The organism is Paenibacillus sp. 01T431, from assembly GCF_056398625.1.
Window position 1 is genome coordinate 112,989 of record NZ_JBFTPT010000001.1, and the last position, 19,371, is coordinate 132,359.

The following is a 19,371-nucleotide window of genomic DNA, read 5'->3' on the forward strand; positions in this document are numbered from 1 at the left end:
CTTTCGTTTATTTAAATATAAGGCAGTATATTTTTTTCTAAAGAACGCCGAATGCGTTTTAGCTTGTTAGACGATAAAAATGATATACTGTTGTGAAAACAATCGATTATTATGGAAAACGATGATATGATTTAAATAACGAAATTTGACGATAATTGTGCGCATGTAGGAGGCTATTTACAGATGGAGTACATTAGTACAAGAGGAAATGTTGGCAAAATAGGGTTTATCGATGCGTTTATGATGGGCTTAGGCAACGATGGAGGACTGCTTGTTCCGAGCGAAATTCCAGTTATTTCAGCTGAAACATTGAAGGAATGGCAGAATCTTAGCTATCAAGAGCTTGTACTTGCTATATTCTCACATTTTACGAATGATGAGATTCCAGCACAGGATTTGAAGGATATGGTGTACGCGAGCTATGCTACTTTCCGTGACCCGGAAGTAACGCCTGTCCGCAAGCTGAAGGATGATCTTTATTTGCTGGAGCTGTTCCACGGGCCTACCTTTGCATTTAAAGATATCGCGCTTCAGTTCATGGGCCAGCTTTATACGTATGTTGCAGCGAAGCAAAATAAAAAAATTCATATACTCGGTGCTACTTCCGGCGATACAGGAGCTTCGGCAATCGAGGGCGTTAAAGGCAAAGACGGCATCAAGATTTGTATTCTACATCCACATGGCAAAGTAAGTAAAGTACAAGAGCTGCAAATGACGACGGTTCAGGACGACAATGTGCTCAATCTATCCGTAGATGGCAACTTCGACGATTGCCAGCGCATGATTAAGGATTTGTTCGCTGACCTTGATTTTAAAGCTAACAATCAGCTTGCGGCGATCAACTCCATCAACTTTGTTCGAATCTTGGCGCAGACGGTTTACTATTTCTATGCCTACTTCCAAGTGGCGAAGCAGACGGATGCGAAGCAGGTTAACTTTAGCGTACCGACAGGCAACTTCGGTGATATTTTTGCAGGTTACCTAGCGAAGCGTATGGGACTTCCTGTAGGTAAGCTCATTCTAGCTACGAATGAGAACAATATTTTGGAGCGCTTTATTCTTGAGGGCGTGTACAAGCCGGGCGACTTCCGCAGCACGTACAGCCCATCGATGGACATTCAAGTAGCCAGCAACTTTGAGCGTTACTTGTATTATGTGCTTGGCGAGGATGCTGCTCAAATTCGCAGTCTGATGGATCAGTTCAAAGCCGAAGGACAAATCGTCATTGCCGGCGATGCGCTGAGCAGAGTGCAAGCCGAGTTTGGCGCGCATGGCGTACAAGGCCAAGAGTGCCTGAGCACGATTAAGAAATATGAAGCGGAAAACGGCTACCTGCTTGATCCGCATTCAGCTTGCGGCGTCGCTGCGGCTGACAAATACAGCAATGAACAAGGAATCACGATCTCGCTTGCGACGGCTCATCCGGCTAAGTTCAACGAAGCCATCGAGCTTTGCGGCATCGAGCAGCAATTCCCTGAGCAAATTGCTTCACTGTTCAGCAAAGAACAGCGTCAGACTCGCGTAGACGGATCGCTTGCAGCGGTCGTTAGCGAATTAGAAGCATTTTATAACGCATAATCATGAATGCTTGGATACGATGGAAAAGGCAGCAGCTAGAGGAGAAATCCTTTCGCTGCTGCCTTTTTTCTATTGGAACCTACATTTAGGCTCGTTTAAGTATATTTCGGAGCACAGAAGTGATCAGCTTATGATCTTGATCATCGGGCAATCCGGATACAGCAATGGTTCCGATTACCCCGAACCCTCGAGCGTGGATGGGATACGCTCCGTTATAAGGAGCATAGAGCGAAGGGGATAACGAATAACGCTCGGCAAGCGTTGTACCGGCAGCGCGCAACCCGATTTCCATACGATAAGAGCTGACTCCGAAACGATTGACGACGCGTGCTTTTCGCATGACCCAGTCATCATTGTCTGCCGAGGTGCAGGGAAAAGCATAGTGAAACAGCTGTTGTTCGCCTTTTCGAATATCAATCGTTACCGACTTGTTCTCCAATTTGGCCTGTTCAATGAGCCCAAGCCCGATTTGCAGGGCGGTTTCGTTCGTGAAGGAGTCGAATTGCAGCTCCTCTTCCTCACGCTTCAATTCCTATAGGAGTTGTTCGTGATTCATTATGCCGATCTCCTTTACAGCGATATATTAAGCTCTGAAGCCGTCTTGCATATGTACTCTCGAGCTTGCTGATACTGCTCATTGGTGGATAGGTGCTCGATAATGAGCGTCGTATCCGGGTGCAGCTTGTTCAGCTCGGTAAGAAATGTACGGTAATCAAGCAAGCCTTGGCCTGGGATGACCTCATCCATATGAACGGTCAATTGACCGCGCAGCAAAATATCCTTCGCATGGCAATTCCGAATATATGGCCCAAGCTTCGCAAAAAAATCACGGATGATCTCGCCATTTTGGTAATAGGCCCGAGGGCTGCTAATGATATTGACGGGATCGAAGTGTACGCCAAAGCCTTTGCGATCGATCGCTTTGATCAAGGCAAGATAGGAGTCGGCTGAATCTGGGAACACCCACGGCATCATTTCCAAGGCAAATACGGTTCTCTCTGGTTTAACCGCATCGATAATTTCACGCGTCGTCTCTACAATGAGCTCAAAGGTTTCATCGCTGAAATTTTCGGGATCGGGTCCGTCCCATTGTTCGCCGCGTGAGCCAGCAATGTTTACGCAGCACTGCGCAGCCATCCGTTCTGCGAGTTCCAGACGCTGCGTGCAGTAGGCAATCGCTTTGCGCCTTGTTTCCTCATTTCGGCTAATAGGGTTGCTCCATGCGCCGACCTCTGAAATCAGAATATCATGTTTTGCTGCTGCGGCTAAGTAATCATCCAGCTCGCTAATATCTTCATTGCCGTCTATGGGGCAGGTTGTTGCGCGGAAGCCCGCTTGTATAAGTGCATTTGACCAACTTTCAGGATTTTTATTTTCTAGAAAAACCTGACCTCCAAGCCTCATCGAAACCCCGTCCTTTGTTCGAATATTTTCTCGCTAGCAGGAATAACTTATGTTGAGCAAAGTATAACATAAACACGTGTTTATACAAGATCAATCTATTTGATAAGGATGAGCACATTGAAAAAATAAAATTTTGTTGCTGCAAAGGGATTAACAGCCAATTTATGAAATGTATATGATAATAGCATAAACGCGCATTCATGAAAGAGGCTAGCAACAATTGAAAAAGGCAGAAATAAATAGTGTAGAGGTCGCCCGACAATATCAGTATAGAGAAGAATGCTTAGTTACTGACTAGGAACTTTCTGAAGAAATTCTGAATATTACCAAGCTTTTTTTAAAGAAAGAAATGCTCGCCTAATTCAAAGGCGAGCATTTCTTTTAGATTATTTAATTAAGGTACCTTTAGAATTCCTGTAAATTGATTAGGTGCAACTCTATTTTTCAATTATAAGACTAATTGAAAAATGTATATGTTCAACTGGTGGATTAACTTCATGTCACAATATATTAGAATTTATCATCTGCAAACGTATTAAAGATAACCATGTCATTTAATAAAATAATCTAGTGTCCCGTGGTTTATGGAAATTGAACCAATGGACGTAATCATGGGGTTCGATGTCAAACTGTTCTTCCGCGAGGAAATGCGCATGGTTAGCGAAATCCGTCTTAAAGATACAGCGAGCTACTCGTTCTATGGATCTGTTCATCCTCCATGTCTCATAGGTTCATGACGAGCCCCAGCCGTTTAATCCTTCTTGCCCAGAGAGATGTACTGATCCTCGGAAGTGCCGAAAGGAGTGTTTAGTAGCGCGCTCATCAAGCCGAAAGCGACCTCGGACTTGGAACGAGTGAAAACGAACTTTGTGACCTGCTCGGGAAGGAGTTCCGGGCATTCCGAGGTGCAGACGACGACAAGGTTCTCCGGGCTCAGGTACTTCAGTACCTGCAAGGCCAAAAATTCGTTGAAGACGACGAGAGGCTTGTTCTCGTGCTGCTGGATAAATTGCTTGAGCGACTCTTCGTCGCTGGTGGCCGCAAATACGAGCGATTCGTCCAATCCCGAAGCGGATCGAATGATTTCGTGATACCGCTCGTTCGACATGTGTTCGTGAATGAGAGCATAAGGCTGTCCGGCCGGCAATGACGAGTTCAGATCACTGAACAATCGTTGGAAATCAGGATTGACTTGCCGGAACAAGGAATCGTCGATCAAGCTGTCCACGATAACCAGCGGCGAGCCGTATTGCAGATTCCTCGATATCGCATGGAAGGATTGGGCCATAGCGTCAATCAGAAAGACGCCATCCAGCTTGCGCTCGGCAATGATCTCGAAATTGGGTTTGGCCGGATCAATTTGGGATACAAGGAGATGATAGCTCTTCTCCCGACATCGGCGCTCTAATCCGTCAAGGAAAGCTCCGTAGCTGACCGGCTTTGGAATGCGGGCGTCTCCGGTGCTGACGAACAGCACGCCGAGAACGTTGGTTTTACCCAGTGAGAGCGACTTCGCCGTCAAATTTTGAACGTAATGAAGCTTGCTCGCTGCCGTAAAGACCCGCTGCCGCGTCTCTTCTGGAATCGTCTGGGTGCTCACGTAATTAAGGACATAGCTTACCGTGGCGACGGAGACGCCGGCTTCTTTGGCTACGTCGCGAAGTGTCGTTTTTTTCATCGTATCAGTAACCGCCTCGTTAGGATCAAAAGTTTAGATAATCATAAGTCCGAACTTGGAAGGATGTCAAACTTGCCGTTGACAAGCCACGGGAAACGCCCTATACTGAAGCCACTTAACCGGTTAAGTTAAAACTTGAAGAATGAAGTTCTCAGGAGGGGCTATGCAATATGGAAAATTCGGCTCAATCGAAGCTGATCGTATTACCCGGGGTGCACGCATCCCGGCTGGGGAACGAAAGAGACATCTACATTTATTTGCCTGCGGGCTATGACGATGATCCGTCCGTAAGGTATCCCGTGTTGTACATGCACGTAGGCCAGCACGTATTCGAGCCGAGCAAGCCATCCGGAGAGTCCTGGGGTATGCACCGCGTAGCGGACCGACTATTGGCGGAAGGGCTGATTCGGCCAATTATTATCGTAGCGGTCGAACATAAGTACGAGGACGGAACCAGTGAATATTTCCACGACCTGTGCGCGTATCCTATTCGCTGCGTCGGCGAGCTTTACGAGCATTTTCTAATCGAAGAGCTGAAGCCAATCGTAGATCGCGCATTCAGGACACTGCCGGATGCGGAGCATACGGCGTTAATGGGCTCCTCGGCGGCCGGCATTGCAACGTACAACATCGGGCTCCGCCGTCCGGACGTATTCGGCATGCTGGGCATCCTGTCGCCTTTTTTCGTCCAGGTAGATCCCGGCACGCTGGAAGAAACGCCGCAGTATCGGCTGTATCCTTATAACGATGGGCAGAAAATATGGATGGACATAGGTGGGGCGGAGGGGTTCTTCATGCCATCCCACGTGCGGAGCGTCGCGGAGAATATGCAGCAAGCTGGCTGGAAGCAAGGTGAGGAGCTTTATTATTATCTGGACATGGAAGCCGCGCATTCCGAATGGGACTGGGGCCGCCGGGCGCACATGCCGCTGCTGCACTTCTTTGGCGAAGCCGCCGATGTGTCGGTTCTCGCGCTTGAAGGGGACGGTATCGTCGGTGTCGACGGGCCTGTAGTGGTCGTTAATGCGGTTGCCGCTCTTCACAACGGCATACGCTTCAGTTTGCTCAGAGCCGATTACCAGACGGATAATCCGGATGTCCTCGGGATTTCGCCAGACGGAAGGCTGCTTCCACGGAAACCCGGCACTGCGACGATCGTCTGCCACTATGGTGGCCAAGAAGCGGCCAGAATGTATACTGTCGTGGAACGGCTATCTGAGACCGTCGTCGTCGAGCTTGAAATTCGCGTGCCGGATACAACGCCGGAAGATGCCGAGATTTATGCGACGTTCGGCGTTCCGAAGCTCGGCAAAGGATTGTATGGCGGAACGGTCAGTTTGCCTAGAGGATTAACGTTCGATTTTCTCATCACCCGGGGCTACGATAAGGAAGAGGTCGATCGGGATTTCGGGCGGATGCGTTACAGAAGGCTTGTCACGGACGAGGACAAGAGAGTCGTTTACACGGTTCATAATTGGATAGACTTAAGGCCAGTTACGGGAAGAGAGGAGGAGATTTGAATGACGCAGCCTTCGCGAGTGGAAACCATCGCGAATTTCCGATCGGAAATTATGCGCAACGAAAGGGACATTTTCGTTTATTTGCCGCCCGGCTACGGGCAGGAAGCGGACAGGACGTATCCGGTGCTTTACGTCCATGACGGGCAGAACGTATTCCATGAAGCATTTAACGGGCAGTCATGGAACCTGCACCGCGTATGCGACCGTCTGATTGCGGAAGGACGCATCGAAAAATTGATCGTCGTGGCGGTTTCGAATATGGGGCTGGAGCGAAACAGCGAGTTCGCGCATCAAGGCTCGTTCGCGGAGGAGCTCGACTACCCTTGCCGGGGAGAGTTCTATGAACGTTTCCTGACGGAGGAAGTTAAACCCTACATCGACCGTACTTACCGGACGAAGCATGAGAGCCGCCACACCGCACTGATGGGTTCGTCCAGAGGCGGGCTCGCGACTTACCATATCGGGTTCCGCCGTTCCGACGTTTTTGGCAAGCTGGCCATGGTTTCGCCTTATTTTGCCCAATACAATGAGGAGACGATGACGCATCTGCCCATCGTTCAGACTTTCGATGGAAAAGGACCGTTTCAATTATGGATAGATGCTGGCGGCATGGAAGGCATGACTGTGCGTGTCGATCACGTCAGGCACATGGTGGAGCATTTCTTGAAGCTAGGCTACCGGTCTGGAGACGACCTCGTGTTCTGCTACGAACCGATGGCAGAGCATAACGAGGCAGCTTGGGAGCAGAGGGTATACGCGCCGCTTGTCTTCTTCTTCGGAGACAAAGGATCGCCCGTCTCAGCCGAGTTGACCGGTGATCCTATCGCCGGGATCGAGGGAGCCGAGGCATGGGTATACCCGCTTGTCTCATATGAAAGCGGTTTAGTTTCGGTCGACCTGGACGCAAGCTTTCGCGTAACGCCCGAAGGCGCAGCGGCGGTCGATCCGACAGGCTTGATCCGGGCAGTCAAGACGGGGGATTGTGAGATCGCATACAGCGGACATGGGCTGAACGCATTGACAATAATCAGGATCGTGCCGGAATTATCCGAAAAGGTCGAAGTGGAGCTGGAAGTTGTCGTACCAGACGATACCTCGGCAACGGCGAGAGTATATGCGGGGGCGGAACTGGAGAAGTCCGGACCTCGCTCCTACCGAAGGCGGCTTTTCCTGCCGAGAAATACGGGATTTGCTTTTCACGTCTCAGAGCATTCTGGTCTAAGGGAAGCAGGCCCGGAGGGGGCGGACGTCCCGAAGCGGCGGTTCGTCGCCGACAGCAACAAGACGTTGCATTATGAAGTCCAAAGTTGGATGCTAAGTCAATCGATATGAATACGGGGTAAAACACTGACTCGCGGCGCGTTCTTAACGCTATCGCTGCTCGCCGCAGCCGCGTCTCCAACGGCACAACCGAGTCCGGAGCGGGCGTAACTCCCGTGCAAAGCCAGTTCGATCTGGCGTTCGAGAAGATCGATACGGAGCTTGTACCGGAGACTGGCGCGAGCTTGCTGGTATAGGAGAGCAAAGAAGCCCGGCCTTTTGTGGATGCCATCATCAAGGAATTTACGGAACTATACGGCGTCGAAGTGAAGATGCAGGAGCTTGGAACGATGGATCAAATCGGAAAATTCGAGCTGGACGGTCCAGCTGGCATTGCGGCAGACGTCATTACGACTTCCTAGGACCATCTGGGCAAGGCGGCAAGCGCCGGGCTGATTCTGCCTAACGATGAGTTTGCGGACGCGACGCGCAGCGAGCACGAGGACGTGGCGGTCGCCGCGGCTTCGTATAATAACAAGCTGTTCGGCTATCCCATCAAGGTCATGACTTATGCCATGTTCTACAATAAGGATTTGATTTCTGAGCCTCCGAAGACGATGGAAGAAGTCATCGAGTTCGGGCGATCGTTTAACGATCCCGAAAGCAACAAATACGCGTTTATGTTCGATGTGCCGTTTTTCTATTACAGCTATCCGTTCATCGGATCTACTGGTGGTTATATCTTCGGGAGCGGAGGCACGGATTCTGCTGACATTGGACTAAACAACGAGGGCGCGGTTAAGGGAATGCAAACTTTTGCGGAGTTGCGTAAAGAAATATTGCCGATCTCCGCGGGAGCAGTATTCATTGCCATACCGATTACGCTGCTGTTCATGTATTTGCAGAGGCACTTTGTTGACGGTCTGGCGGCAGGCGCGACTAAAGGATAGAAGAGACAGAGGGAACGACTTCATTGTATTAACGTAGTGTGCAAATCTATAAGGTGTGGACTCACTTTCAGCTATCTTATCACCTTAATAAGCTTACTGCTAAGCCGACGATCTTCAGTTAACCATAAACTGATTTCGCTCGGCTTTCTTTAATGGTTGCGGCTCTTTGATCATTTTTATTAAATGTTCAGAGCAGGTGGTTAATTTGATGAACGGTATAGAAAGATCCTGTAGAAAAAAATCACATGACTTATGCAGTTCATACCAACAGATGGAAAACCACTCGTCTGTGAACCAAATGGCTTTGTTAACCAGTAAGGACGCTCTACTTGCGACCATGTTCAAACCCTATAAGCTTGCGCAGTATACACTTAGTCGATTTTTCACAACTTCGTTTGCATGGAGAACGTTTGGTCATAAACGTGCGGCAAGGCTTCAAGAAGTTAGCGTTACGGCACTAAAACCAGGTGACGTCATAAACTTGGATGATACGCTTATTGCCCATCCCTACGCCAAAAAATTGCCTTTCTTATGCTGGTTGTTCGACTCTTTATCCAAAACGTATCGCTGGTGTATGAATCTGGTTGTCCTTCAAGAAAGGGCAAGCGATCTCGAAAGATAAGCGTGTCCCTATTGCCGCGGTCGTCACTGTTCGCTTGAAAGAAGTTGGCATAGAGGACTATGAATACAGCCCTGCAACGTACAAGGGAGCCTATCTCATCATTAGCAACCGCGCATATGGAATTCGTGTTCGCTACGGAGGCATTAGTAGCCTATGCGTTATGGCAAGCAAACAAAGAAAAAAGGAGTAATGAGAGCTGCACCCACGGCGAAATGGTTCGCGGACTCTTCAAAACTCGTTGTCATGTTCGTAAAAGAAACCAAAAGGGATCTGAACGAATCGTTATCGATTTTGACACAGAAGTACGAATTTTCGCAAGCATTATTTCTGCCTATTGGCCCAAGCGTCTGCTCATGACCAGGTGGCCGGTTTATTCAAGCATAGATTCTCACAATTCCCACTTAATTCATCGAACTGTATAAGTGATGTCTATATGATATAATAAACATAGTTTGCTAGATGTGGTTTTCGTTAGGAAAAAATAAGTGAATAGCAAAGGGGAATTCATTTAATGTTAAGAAAAATAGGCCTAATCTTGTTAGTAGTTAGCATGCTGCTTCCAGCATCTTTGAGTCATTATGTTAGGGCGGCTGGGAGCAATAATGTGGATGTGGACAGGGTTGAATTTACATATCCGCATACCCCCTCTCTTTCGAACACGATTAACGAGTATGATGTTTACATTCCGAGAAGTTCGATTTCTACGTACTATTTCGCTATCAAGACCGTCGATGAAAATGCAACGATACAATATCAAATGAATGGAGATAATTGGAAAAATCTTGGACAATGGACATCTACAGGCCATCTTCCTCTAAATCCGGCTAATAACCTCATAGAAATAAAAATTACTTCTTCCGATGGCACAGTCACTCGACTGATCAATTTCCATGTGCATCGGCCGATGGCCAACGATGCTGCTCTAAAGAAGCTGGAAACTTCAGCCGGGACGATTGCATTCGATGCCAATACGCTTAATTACACCGTTCATGTTCCTTATTCGACAGTCTCTACGAAGGTCACTCCTACTCTAAACGATGCCGATGGTAGCTTGTCCATAAATGGAATAGGGGGCACAGATGGCGAAGCTAGCTCCGCTATCCAGCTTGGAGTGGGCAGCACGGCCATTCCAGTTGAAACGATTTCTGCGGATGGCTCCCAAACTAGAAAATATACTATCGAAGTTATTCGTTCTGAGCCAAGCACGAATGCAACTTTGGAGCAGCTAAGCTTATCCGGAAGTGCTTTGCTGCAGCCGGATTTCGCCAGCGGACGCTTCAGCTATGAGGCTGTTGTAGCAAATAGTCAAGATTCCATCATGGTAACGCCTACAGCATCAGAAGAGAATGCTTTAATCGCCTACAGTGCTAATGGGGGATCATTCACTAGCATATTCAGCGGTTCGGCAAGCATTCCTCTGCCGCTGGAGGTAGGCCTGAATACGATTGCGATACGCGTCACCGCCGAGGACAGAGCGACGGTGAATCAATATGTGCTGACAGTTTATAGGCAGAGCAACGATGCGAATTTAAGCAGCTTGTCTCTCTCTGCTGGTACGCTCAGCCCATTATTCGAAGCTGGAATTTATAGCTATTCAGCCGAAGTGGGGAGTAATCAGAGTGCGATTACGTTGACGCCTTCGGCAGCGGGAACGAATGTGTCTATAGCGGTAAGTGTCAATGGCAGTTCCTATCAAAGCGTGACCAGCGGTTCGGCAAGCGCTCCCCTGCCGCTGGAGGCAGGCCTGAATACGATTGCGATACGCGTCACCGCCGAGGACAGAGCGACGGTGAATCAATATGTGCTGACAGTTTATAGGCAGAGCAACGATGCGAATTTAAGCAGCTTATCTCTCTCTTCTGGTACGCTCAGCCCATTATTCGATGCTGGAATTTATAGCTATTCAGCCGAAGTGGGGAGTAATCAGAGTGCGATTACGCTGACGCCTTGGGCAGCGGGAACGAATGCGTCTATAGCGGTAAGTGTCAATGGAGGTTCCTATCAAAGCTTGACCAACAGTACGGCAAGCGCTCCCCTGCCGCTGGAGGCAGGCCTAAATACGATTGCCATACGCGTAACGGCCGAGGAGGGAAATGAGCAAATCTACACCGTACAAGTCTTGCGGCCAAGCCACAATGCTACACTGAGCGATTTGAGTTTGTCAGCAGGAACACTTACACCTTTGTTTCATCCTGAAACAGTAAACTACGAAGCATCCGTTGGTTATTCGGTTTATGCGATAACGGTAAAACCAGTTGCAGCAGAGAGTCATGCTTTAGTAAGCGTATCAGTAAATGACTCGACCTATGTCCCAGTTGCAAGTGCTAGCGACAGCGTAGATCTACTGTTGAGTCAAGGGAACAATGATATTCATATTAAAGTCGTCTCGCAGAGCGGTGAAGAACTGCTATACACAATTAGGGTAAACCGAGCTTTTGTTCCGTATACTCCGCCATCTCCGACTCCAACTACGGAGACTCCTGTTGGTCCCGTCAAGCCCATTTCATTTAACGATATTTTGGGGTCATGGGCAGAGCCGATCATACAGTCAGCAGTTCAGCAGGGCTGGATTTCGGGGTACCCTGATGGGACCTTTAGGCCTAACGAGAAAGTATCAAGGCAGGATTTTATCGTCATGCTGGTTAAGGCATTAGGTTGGTCTGGTCCAGCACAAGGGAGTGAACCGAGCTTTAGTGATGGGGAGCAAATCGCCCCTTATGCAGCGAATGCGATCGCACTTGGTTACCAGCATGGTTTATTTATTGGCTATCCGGATGGAAGCCTCCAACCAAAGGGGGGAATTAATCGTCAGGAGTTAGCCGTAATAGCTATGAGAGCGCTTGGCGAACCTGAGGGAGGCGCGCTTGCGCCAGAGACTGGGTTTGCTGATGATCGTCTTATTTCAAATTGGGCCAAATATGCTGTGAAGACAGCTAAAGACCGTGGCATCCTGAAGGGTCGGGGAAAGAATCTATTTGTTCCGGCTGAATCGGCAACTCGAGCTGAAGTCGTTGCTATCATTCAATATATATTGGATGATCTAGCAGCGAGCAAATAAAGGCAATTTGTTATGCTGAGCCGACAGCTTGATCTATTAGTCAAATTGCTGCTGCCCTGACATCAGCCATTGAAGGTTGGTTAACCAATAGAGCTTTCAGGCCTGCTCAGGTGCAGGCTTGGAGGCTCTATTCTATTAGGTATTGGAAACTTGCTATAATACCTGTAGATGACATGACTTATGCAGTTCATCCCAACTGATGGAAAATCACCAAAAGTCAGTATATTGTTGAACAAACCAAAAAATCCCTTGACTTTTCTTAATCACCCCAATAATCATGAAGGATACCCTTTCAACCGGGTATATCTTAGAGGGTTTTAGGTGATTTTTTAAAACAAACACTTGAACAGCCACGGTTTCACGATCTTAATCAAGGAGAATACGCTGGAGCGCCAATTCTGCGTTCACTATGGGATCATTTCGATTTTTCTTTGTATTATGGGGAAAGCGCATAGCCACGCCTATCGCGACCTGCCATTCTACTTCGATACGCCGGTAGAGCCTGTGCTTCAGGCAATCGCTGCGGCAGAAGCAGGCAAGCATGTCATTTGCGAGAAGCCGCTCGCGGTCAGTGCAAGCCAAGCAGCGGAGATGCTGCAGGCGGTAAAAAAGCATGCGTTATGCATATGATTTGCCATAATTATCGTTTTGCGCCTGCGATACAGCTAGCTAAGAAGCTGATTGATGGTCATATTATCGGCTACGAGCATACCTTTATTAATATGATGGCGACGTTCATGGAAGGGCTGCACAGCGGGATTAATCCTGCTCCGAATTTCGAGGACGGCTATAGAAATCATTTCGTTATTGAAGCCGTTGAGCGTTCTGCCGAGTCGAGACAGTGGATGGATGTACCTGCAATTAGCGATTCTTTGTTGTTTTCGTAGCTTCATATAACAAAAAATGAATAGTCGTTTGACGTGCAAGGCTGTAGTGAAGAAGGATTTTTCTTCTTGCTGCAGCCTATTTTTGATTATACTTATGTTATAATCGCCATATTAAATAAGGTGCTGAATCCTATTTCGGGAGTATGTATCACTAGAAATATGTAATTGGGTGAGGGATAACCTGTGAATGACTTCAACAAATTCAATCGCGAGAAATGGAGCAAGATAAGAACAAAGGGCAAGCTGTCGTACGCTATTAGATGGGTGCTTTATTTATTGATTTACGTTTTAATTATTCAGGGAGTACTCATTGTACTTGGTCGTAAAAGTGTAGATCAAATCGAAATGGCGCCTATTATTTTTATTTCAGTTGTCGTGGGTGTTACTCTTTCTTTGATTCGATGGTCTGTTTTTGAGAAAAAATACAATCAGGAATAAATAAGGACGAGGTGAGTAGACATGTTGGCATCCATTACCCAAGCTGAGAATGGATATTCGGTCCGTTTCGAGCGCAATTTGAAGCATGCTGTGGAGAGTGTCTGGTCGATGCTGACTGACAACGAGAAGCTCGCCCAGTGGTTCCCCGAGCTGCGTGTCGCGGACCTGCGTGAAGGCGGATTAATAAAATTTGATATGCAGAATGGACATTTTGAAGAGATGGCCATCATCGAGCTCAAAGCGTTATCGGTTTTGGAGTTTACGTGGGCTGAGGATATCGTTCGTTTTGAATTATATGCAGAGCCAGAGGGCTGCCGCTTGGTTTTAATCGAGAAGCTTGTTCAAATTACAGCGCATACCCCTAAAGATATTGCCGGCTGGGATGTATGTTTGGATGTTATCGAGGCATTGCTGGACGGAAAAACCATTGCCTCTCGCAAGGACGTATGGAAAATGAAATACGATAAATATGTACAAGCTTTTGAAAATTTGCATCAGGCTTAGAAATAAGTATTCAATCAGCTTGGGTTATTGGATGTGAAAGAGATGATTACAGGAATATTGGTATTTTTATTAGCTGGGTTAGCTGAAATTGGTGGGGGATACCTGATTTGGTTATGGCTGCGTGAAGGCAAGCCGATGTATTGGGGAATGGTCGGAGGCGTAGCTTTAGCGCTATATGGTGTTATTGCTACATTTCAATCCTTCCCTTCGTTTGGGAGAGTCTATGCGGCGTACGGGGGCGTTTTTATAGTGATGGCCGTATTGTGGGGCTGGCTGGTCGATAAAAAAACACCTGATTTATACGACTGGATAGGTGCTGCAATTTGCTTGGTCGGTGTTTCAGTTATACTGTGGGCGCCAAGGCATTAGTATGATCTAGCTTGCTGTGTAGAATAACCATTTACAATTCAGGGAACGATTTGTTAACATATATGAAATATTGAAAAAGGCGATGACGAGAAGAGTACATAAACACATTCTTTCGCAGAGAGCCCCGGCAGCTGAAAAGGGGCAAGGAATGGTTTATCGAAACAAGTCTCTGAGCATCACATCGGAACCTGAGCAAGGGGATGCTGTGACAGGAGCTCCTGTTATAGAGCTAGAGTATAAGCATCCTTTGGTGCCGTACTTGAAGAGGTTAATATGGCGACATATTAACGAATCTGGGGTGGTACCGCGAAAAATTTCGTCCCCAAGACGCGAAGTCTTGGGGGTGGAATTTTTTTTTGTTTTTTGGGACATGAAAAATCAAAGTATCGATAGCAACCCTAAATTGGAGGTTTTACAATGAGCAGCGAATTAGAGCCGAACACGGATCATTTTTTATACAAAATCATAAATGAGGATCTTCAAGCAGGCGTGTTTACACGAGAAATGTGCACGCGGTTTCCGCCTGAGCCTAATGGATACCTGCATATCGGAAGCGCCTATGCCATCCATACAAACTATACGATTGCGCAAAAGTATAATGGGAAGTTTCATTTGCGATTTGACGATACGAATCCTCTGAAAGAGGACATCGAATATGTGAATGCCATTATCGAAGATATCAATTGGCTTGATTATAGTCCTGGCAGCCATATTTATTATGGTTCGGATTATTCAGATGCGATATATGATGCTGCAGTTGCGCTCATAAGTAAAGGAAAGGCTTATGTTTGTGAATTATCACCAGAAGAAGTTACGGAATATCGGGGGACGCTTACGGAGCCGGGCAAGGATAGCCCTTATCGAAATCGCTCCATTGATGAAAATTTAGAGCAGTTTGCGAAAATGAAAAATGGTGATTTTAAGGCAGCTTCCAAAGTATTGCGTGCCAAAATCGATATGAGTGCACCTAATATTAATTTAAGAGATCCGGTTATTTATCGCATTATCCATGCTGAGCATTACCGGACGGGAAATAAGTGGTGCATTTATCCGATGTACGATTTTGCGCATCCGATTCAAGATGCCATCGAGGGCATTACCTACTCGTTATGCTCCATTGAGTTCAAAGACCATCGTCCTTTGTACGAATGGGTATTGGAGGAGCTGGAATTTGCTCAGCCGCCAAGGCAAAGGGAATTCGGCAGGCTAAATCTAACGGGTGTCGTGACGAGCAAGCGATATTTGAGACAGCTCGTTGAGGGCGGCTTCGTCGACGGCTGGGATGATCCAAGGCTGCCAACGATCCGTGGACTCAGGCGAAGAGGCTTTACGCCCGAGAGCATTAGAAATTTTATCGATGAAATCGGCATGATTAGAGCGCAAAATTCCGTTGATATCGCGATGCTGGAGCATGCGGCAAGACAGGATTTGAAGGCGAAGGTCAAAGGCGTAATGGCCGTCATCCATCCACTGAAAGTGGTTATTACTAATTATCCGGAGGGCCAAACCGAGCTGTTGTCCATTGATAACAATAGCGAGAACGACACGCTTGGCAAACGCAAGGTCACCTTCTCTAGAACGCTATTTATAGAGAAAGATGATTTTATGGAGCAGCCGTCCAAAGGATTTCACAGATTAGCGCCCGGAGCTGAAGTTCGGCTGATCGGTGCCTACTTCATTAGATGTGAGGAAGTCATTAAAGATGAAGCCACAGGTGAGATCATTGAGCTTCGCTGCACTTACGATCCCGAAACGAAAAGCGGAACGGGCTTTACCGGCCGGAAGGTGAAGGGGACGATCCACTGGGTTTCGGAGAGTCACGCGGCTAAGGTGGATGTCCACCTTTATGAGAGTCTGCTGCGGGGTAATGAAATCCCGAAGGATACCGATTTAGCTTGGGACAGCGTCATTAATCCGAGCTCACTGCAAATCGTGAAAGATTGTAGGATTGAGCCTTTTGAGGTTCTTCCGCAGCCAGAGGATAAGTTCCAATTCGTTCGGCATGGATATTTTTGCGTGGACAAAAAACATACAACGGATACGAAGCTAGTCTTCAATCGCATCGTACCGCTTAAGGATACGTGGAAGAAAAAATAGAGCAATAACAAGATGAAGCCTCTTATGTGGTAAAATAATACATATGGAGGCTTCTTTTTTGTGAGGCTCTACAATCGGAGAACGAGGTGATGGAGTGTTCCTGCATAAGCTTCGACCATTAATTCTGACCGCTGTCCTATTATTTATGCTTTTACCAGAAGCAGCAAGTGCCAACGGGGGACCGCTGCATGATCCTGCGGAGGGTTATGGCAGGCTGGAGCTGGATGATCAATCGCAAGTGAGTTTGGTTCGCGAGAAGGTTGTGTTTACCTTCCGTGATATCGAACGGTACAAAAGCCATGCGGAAGTAACGGTTCAGTATGAACTTCACAATACGTCCGATTCCGCCAAGGACTTGGAGGTTTTATTTGTAACGCCTGCAAGTGAGGCCCTTATGGTATCAGAGGGAAACAAAGAGATTAATGTGATCATGGATCCGAATGTAAAGACGGTTAATTGGCAAAATACCCTATTGAAAAATACGGTCATTGATCCAGTAAGCGGCAAGGAGCTGCGTTTATCCAATTACTCAGCGGAAATTGGTCCAGCACAAGGAGCGAGGTTCCCTTTATCTTTTGAGCCGAACGAAACGAAAAATATTGTCATCAACTATATTGAAAATGGGGGGATGTATAATAAAGGTGTAATTACGACGATTTTTTCCCATCTTTATTTTTTGACCCCAGCAGCTTTCTGGGAGGGCGAGCCGCATGTCGAGCTGGAAATACGGCTAAGCGAACCCGGTGCTGCGCTTCATTCGAATTTAGCAATGGAACAAACGGACTCCAAAACATTCAAAGCTGTTTTTAATGAATTGCCCAGCAAGGACTGGTATTTTTCTTACACGTATCCCAAAAGATTGTTGTATCCAACGAATATAGAGAAGGATCATAATCTCTTGGTGCTGGGAACAGTCGCCGCATTAACGGTAATTGCTGCAGCGCTTGCGCTGTTTTTTAGAAAAAGTATTTTATTTACGATCAGTGCATTTGGGATTTTTGCTTTTACGGTATATTATATTTCGAAAATGGGCGGTTATCCGTTTAACGCTATTTTTGTAGGGTTTGTCGACTTTGTTGTTGGCGTAGGGGTGCTTATTTGTGATATTTTAATTAGAAGAACGATTCGTAGACGTAGAGAAATGACCAAAACCATGTAATCGTCCGTCCACATCTTTTAAAAAACTCGAAATCAACGTAAACTGTAGGAAACATTAGAGGAGAGAGAGTTAAATGACAAACGAAGCATTAACCATTAATCATGAAGATCTATTGGCTGATCTAGAATACCGAGGGCTAGTACAGCAATTTACTAACCGCGAGGAATTACATAAGAAGCTTACGAGTGAACGCGTCGTGCTTTATTGCGGATTCGACCCTACAGCGGACAGCCTACACATCGGCAGCTTGCTTCCGATTTTGTGCTTGCGTCGTTTCCAGCAGGCTGGCCATATTCCACTTGCGCTAGTTGGCGGCGGAACAGGTTTAATTGGTGATCCAAGCGGCCGCTCGACGGAACGCTCGCTGAACACAGCGGATACGGTATCCGAATGGACAGAGAGCTTGAAGCGTCAGCTTTCCCGCTTTCTTGATTTCAATGCTGCGGATAATGCGGCTAAGCTCGTAAGCAACTACGATTGGATTGCGCCGCTGGATGTCATTACTTTTTTACGTGATGTAGGGAAAAACTTTACTGTAAATTACATGCTGGCGAAGGATTCGGTCGATTCCCGTCTTTCATCAGGCATCTCGTTTACCGAGTTCAGCTATATGATTTTGCAGGCGTATGACTTCCATAAGCTTCATCAAGAGCATGGCTGTTCCTTGCAAATTGGCGGCAGCGATCAATGGGGCAATATTACAGCAGGTCTTGATCTGATTGGCAAAATGGGCGGAGGCGACGCTTACGGCATGACGATGCCTCTCGTTACCAAAAGCGACGGCAAGAAATTTGGGAAATCCGAATCTGGCGCGATTTGGCTGGATCGTTCGAAGACATCGGCGTACCAGTTTTATCAGTTCTGGATCAATACTGAAGATAACGATACGATTAAATTTTTGAAATATTTCACATTCCTCTCTCGTGCAGAAATCGAAGCTTTGGAGACAGAGCTTCAGTCGCACCCAGAGAAACGGGTGGCGCAGCGTGAATTGGCGCGTGAAATTACTCGCCTTGTTCATGGACAAGAAGCGCTCGACAGCGCAGAGAAAATTACGCAGGCATTTTTCTCCGGCGATGTAAATCAGCTGAGTGAAGCTGAGCTAATTGAAGCTTTGCAGGACATGCCTACAACGGTGCTTACAAATAGAGAAGAGATTGCGCTTATGGATCTTCTGATCGAATCTGGAGCTGCACCATCTCGCCGCCAAGCGAAACAAGATATTACGAGCGGCTCGATTTCGATTAATGGCACGAAAAACACGGATGTAGAATCCATCATCGGCTCGGAGCAAAGGCTCTATGACAAATTTATCGTGCTGCGCCGCGGCAAAAAAAATTACTTCTTGATTCGATTTGAATAGGACAAAAATAAGCCAGACTTCCGATAATGGAAGTCTGGTTTTCTTTTGAATGTTAGATCTACTTTAGGAAGTCGAGTTTACGCTCTCCGAGACCAACGTGTGGTTATCATCCAACATCAATCTCCGCGACGAGCGTCTGGCTATCCATCGATACTAAACTCCACGACCAACGTTTAGCTATTATCCGACACCAATCACTGCGACCAGCGTTTGGCTATCCTGTACATTTGCAGGAACTTCGCCCATATTGAGCTGTGATGGAGATCTATGTTGTATTCATGCAATATCTTGTTATACGATTGACCATTTTAGCTTTTTAAGTGCACCTATATTGTATAGAATGCAGTATAGCTCCATGTAAGTGTGAGAAAGCAGCTTCTATCCAGCGATTATGCAGTATAGGCAATGATAAAGGGTAGTGTAGAGGTACATATTAGCTCAGGATTAGAAAGAGGGTGCCTCTGGAGCCTATGGCTATTGACAC

At 47.0% G+C, this 19,371-nt stretch carries 18 protein-coding genes, 1 pseudogene and 1 other annotated feature; of the genes and pseudogenes, 15 read left to right on the forward strand and 4 right to left on the reverse strand.

The features are described 5' to 3' along the window. The first annotated feature begins 183 nt into the window (after positions 1-183). Positions 184-1,578: a threonine synthase gene (gene thrC, locus AC1DM9_RS00495; protein ID WP_477509898.1), complete on the forward strand. Its 1,395-nt coding sequence runs from the start codon at positions 184-186 to the stop codon at positions 1,576-1,578. Positions 1,579-1,663: 85 nt separating this feature from the next. Here the strand turns inward: thrC and AC1DM9_RS00500 are convergent, their stop codons facing one another. The 4 genes from AC1DM9_RS00500 to AC1DM9_RS00515 form a co-directional block, all read right to left on the reverse strand. After that, on the reverse strand, positions 1,664-2,107 hold the full coding sequence (locus AC1DM9_RS00500; protein WP_477578003.1) for a heme-degrading domain-containing protein: 444 nt from the start codon (positions 2,105-2,107) through the stop codon (positions 1,664-1,666). Between the two features lie 41 nt (positions 2,108-2,148). Further along, positions 2,149-2,982, reverse strand: coding sequence for a sugar phosphate isomerase/epimerase family protein (locus tag AC1DM9_RS00505; protein WP_477509896.1), 834 nt, complete (start codon positions 2,980-2,982; stop codon positions 2,149-2,151). A gap of 554 nt (positions 2,983-3,536) precedes the next feature. Beyond that, positions 3,537-3,695 (reverse strand): IS3 family transposase, encoded by a 159-nt coding sequence (locus tag AC1DM9_RS00510; protein ID WP_430053991.1) that lies wholly within the window; start codon positions 3,693-3,695, stop codon positions 3,537-3,539. Positions 3,696-3,733: 38 nt separating this feature from the next. After that, positions 3,734-4,660 carry a LacI family DNA-binding transcriptional regulator gene (locus AC1DM9_RS00515; RefSeq protein WP_477578004.1) on the reverse strand — a complete coding sequence of 309 codons (927 nt, stop codon included), beginning with the start codon at positions 4,658-4,660 and terminating at the stop codon, positions 3,734-3,736. Positions 4,661-4,830: 170 nt separating this feature from the next. Here AC1DM9_RS00515 and AC1DM9_RS00520 point away from each other — a divergent pair, with 170 nt between their 5' ends. The 14 genes and pseudogenes from AC1DM9_RS00520 (at position 4,831) to tyrS (ending at position 18,887) form a co-directional block, all read left to right on the forward strand. Continuing rightward, positions 4,831-6,180: an alpha/beta hydrolase gene (locus tag AC1DM9_RS00520; protein WP_477578005.1), complete on the forward strand. Its 1,350-nt coding sequence runs from the start codon at positions 4,831-4,833 to the stop codon at positions 6,178-6,180. Further along, the gene (locus tag AC1DM9_RS00525; RefSeq protein ID WP_477578006.1) at positions 6,181-7,512 is read left to right on the forward strand and encodes an alpha/beta hydrolase; all 1,332 of its coding nucleotides are present in this window, start codon (positions 6,181-6,183) and stop codon (positions 7,510-7,512) included. Between the two features lie 209 nt (positions 7,513-7,721). Continuing rightward, positions 7,722-7,862, forward strand: a complete 141-nt coding sequence (locus tag AC1DM9_RS00530) for a hypothetical protein (protein ID WP_477509892.1) — start codon at positions 7,722-7,724, stop codon at positions 7,860-7,862. Positions 7,863-7,868: 6 nt separating this feature from the next. Beyond that, positions 7,869-8,390 carry an extracellular solute-binding protein gene (locus tag AC1DM9_RS00535; protein ID WP_477578373.1) on the forward strand — a complete coding sequence of 174 codons (522 nt, stop codon included), beginning with the start codon at positions 7,869-7,871 and terminating at the stop codon, positions 8,388-8,390. 271 nt (positions 8,391-8,661) lie between these two features. After that, positions 8,662-9,012 carry a hypothetical protein gene (locus AC1DM9_RS00540; protein ID WP_477578007.1) on the forward strand — a complete coding sequence of 117 codons (351 nt, stop codon included), beginning with the start codon at positions 8,662-8,664 and terminating at the stop codon, positions 9,010-9,012. Positions 9,013-9,165: 153 nt separating this feature from the next. Further along, positions 9,166-9,369 (forward strand): hypothetical protein, encoded by a 204-nt coding sequence (locus tag AC1DM9_RS00545; protein ID WP_477578008.1) that lies wholly within the window; start codon positions 9,166-9,168, stop codon positions 9,367-9,369. A gap of 154 nt (positions 9,370-9,523) precedes the next feature. Next, the gene (locus AC1DM9_RS00550; protein WP_477578009.1) at positions 9,524-12,070 is read left to right on the forward strand and encodes a cadherin-like beta sandwich domain-containing protein; all 2,547 of its coding nucleotides are present in this window, start codon (positions 9,524-9,526) and stop codon (positions 12,068-12,070) included. Positions 12,071-12,508: 438 nt separating this feature from the next. Beyond that, positions 12,509-12,771: pseudogene (locus AC1DM9_RS00555) on the forward strand (Gfo/Idh/MocA family protein); the annotation flags it as partial. A gap of 369 nt (positions 12,772-13,140) precedes the next feature. Further along, complete coding sequence (locus AC1DM9_RS00560; RefSeq protein WP_441880783.1) at positions 13,141-13,395, forward strand: hypothetical protein; 255 nt, start codon at positions 13,141-13,143, stop codon at positions 13,393-13,395. Between the two features lie 21 nt (positions 13,396-13,416). After that, on the forward strand, positions 13,417-13,899 hold the full coding sequence (locus AC1DM9_RS00565; RefSeq protein ID WP_477578010.1) for an SRPBCC family protein: 483 nt from the start codon (positions 13,417-13,419) through the stop codon (positions 13,897-13,899). 42 nt (positions 13,900-13,941) lie between these two features. Continuing rightward, positions 13,942-14,268: a YnfA family protein gene (locus tag AC1DM9_RS00570; RefSeq protein ID WP_076267312.1), complete on the forward strand. Its 327-nt coding sequence runs from the start codon at positions 13,942-13,944 to the stop codon at positions 14,266-14,268. Positions 14,269-14,341: 73 nt separating this feature from the next. Further along, positions 14,342-14,595, forward strand: a binding site (T-box leader). A gap of 90 nt (positions 14,596-14,685) precedes the next feature. Beyond that, the gene (locus AC1DM9_RS00575; RefSeq protein WP_477578011.1) at positions 14,686-16,365 is read left to right on the forward strand and encodes a glutamine--tRNA ligase/YqeY domain fusion protein; all 1,680 of its coding nucleotides are present in this window, start codon (positions 14,686-14,688) and stop codon (positions 16,363-16,365) included. 145 nt (positions 16,366-16,510) lie between these two features. Next, positions 16,511-17,524 (forward strand): hypothetical protein, encoded by a 1,014-nt coding sequence (locus AC1DM9_RS00580; protein ID WP_477578012.1) that lies wholly within the window; start codon positions 16,511-16,513, stop codon positions 17,522-17,524. 73 nt (positions 17,525-17,597) lie between these two features. Beyond that, positions 17,598-18,887, forward strand: coding sequence for a tyrosine--tRNA ligase (gene tyrS, locus AC1DM9_RS00585; RefSeq protein ID WP_441880779.1), 1,290 nt, complete (start codon positions 17,598-17,600; stop codon positions 18,885-18,887). The last annotated feature ends 484 nt before the right edge of the window (positions 18,888-19,371 follow it).

Coding starts and splice junctions, on each gene's coding strand:
- AC1DM9_RS00580 (WP_477578012.1), top strand. CDS start 16,511: ATGCTTTTACCAGAAGCAGCAAGTGCCAACGGGGGACCGCTGCATGAT.
- AC1DM9_RS00575 (WP_477578011.1), top strand. CDS start 14,686: ATGAGCAGCGAATTAGAGCCGAACACGGATCATTTTTTATACAAAATC.
- AC1DM9_RS00505 (WP_477509896.1), bottom strand. CDS start 2,982: ATGAGGCTTGGAGGTCAGGTTTTTCTAGAAAATAAAAATCCTGAAAGT.
- AC1DM9_RS00545 (WP_477578008.1), top strand. CDS start 9,166: ATGCGTTATGGCAAGCAAACAAAGAAAAAAGGAGTAATGAGAGCTGCA.
- thrC (WP_477509898.1), top strand. CDS start 184: ATGGAGTACATTAGTACAAGAGGAAATGTTGGCAAAATAGGGTTTATC.
- AC1DM9_RS00510 (WP_430053991.1), bottom strand. CDS start 3,695: ATGAACAGATCCATAGAACGAGTAGCTCGCTGTATCTTTAAGACGGAT.
- AC1DM9_RS00565 (WP_477578010.1), top strand. CDS start 13,417: ATGTTGGCATCCATTACCCAAGCTGAGAATGGATATTCGGTCCGTTTC.
- tyrS (WP_441880779.1), top strand. CDS start 17,598: ATGACAAACGAAGCATTAACCATTAATCATGAAGATCTATTGGCTGAT.
- AC1DM9_RS00520 (WP_477578005.1), top strand. CDS start 4,831: ATGGAAAATTCGGCTCAATCGAAGCTGATCGTATTACCCGGGGTGCAC.
- AC1DM9_RS00550 (WP_477578009.1), top strand. CDS start 9,524: ATGTTAAGAAAAATAGGCCTAATCTTGTTAGTAGTTAGCATGCTGCTT.
- AC1DM9_RS00515 (WP_477578004.1), bottom strand. CDS start 4,660: ATGAAAAAAACGACACTTCGCGACGTAGCCAAAGAAGCCGGCGTCTCC.
- AC1DM9_RS00540 (WP_477578007.1), top strand. CDS start 8,662: ATGGAAAACCACTCGTCTGTGAACCAAATGGCTTTGTTAACCAGTAAG.
- AC1DM9_RS00570 (WP_076267312.1), top strand. CDS start 13,942: ATGATTACAGGAATATTGGTATTTTTATTAGCTGGGTTAGCTGAAATT.
- AC1DM9_RS00525 (WP_477578006.1), top strand. CDS start 6,181: ATGACGCAGCCTTCGCGAGTGGAAACCATCGCGAATTTCCGATCGGAA.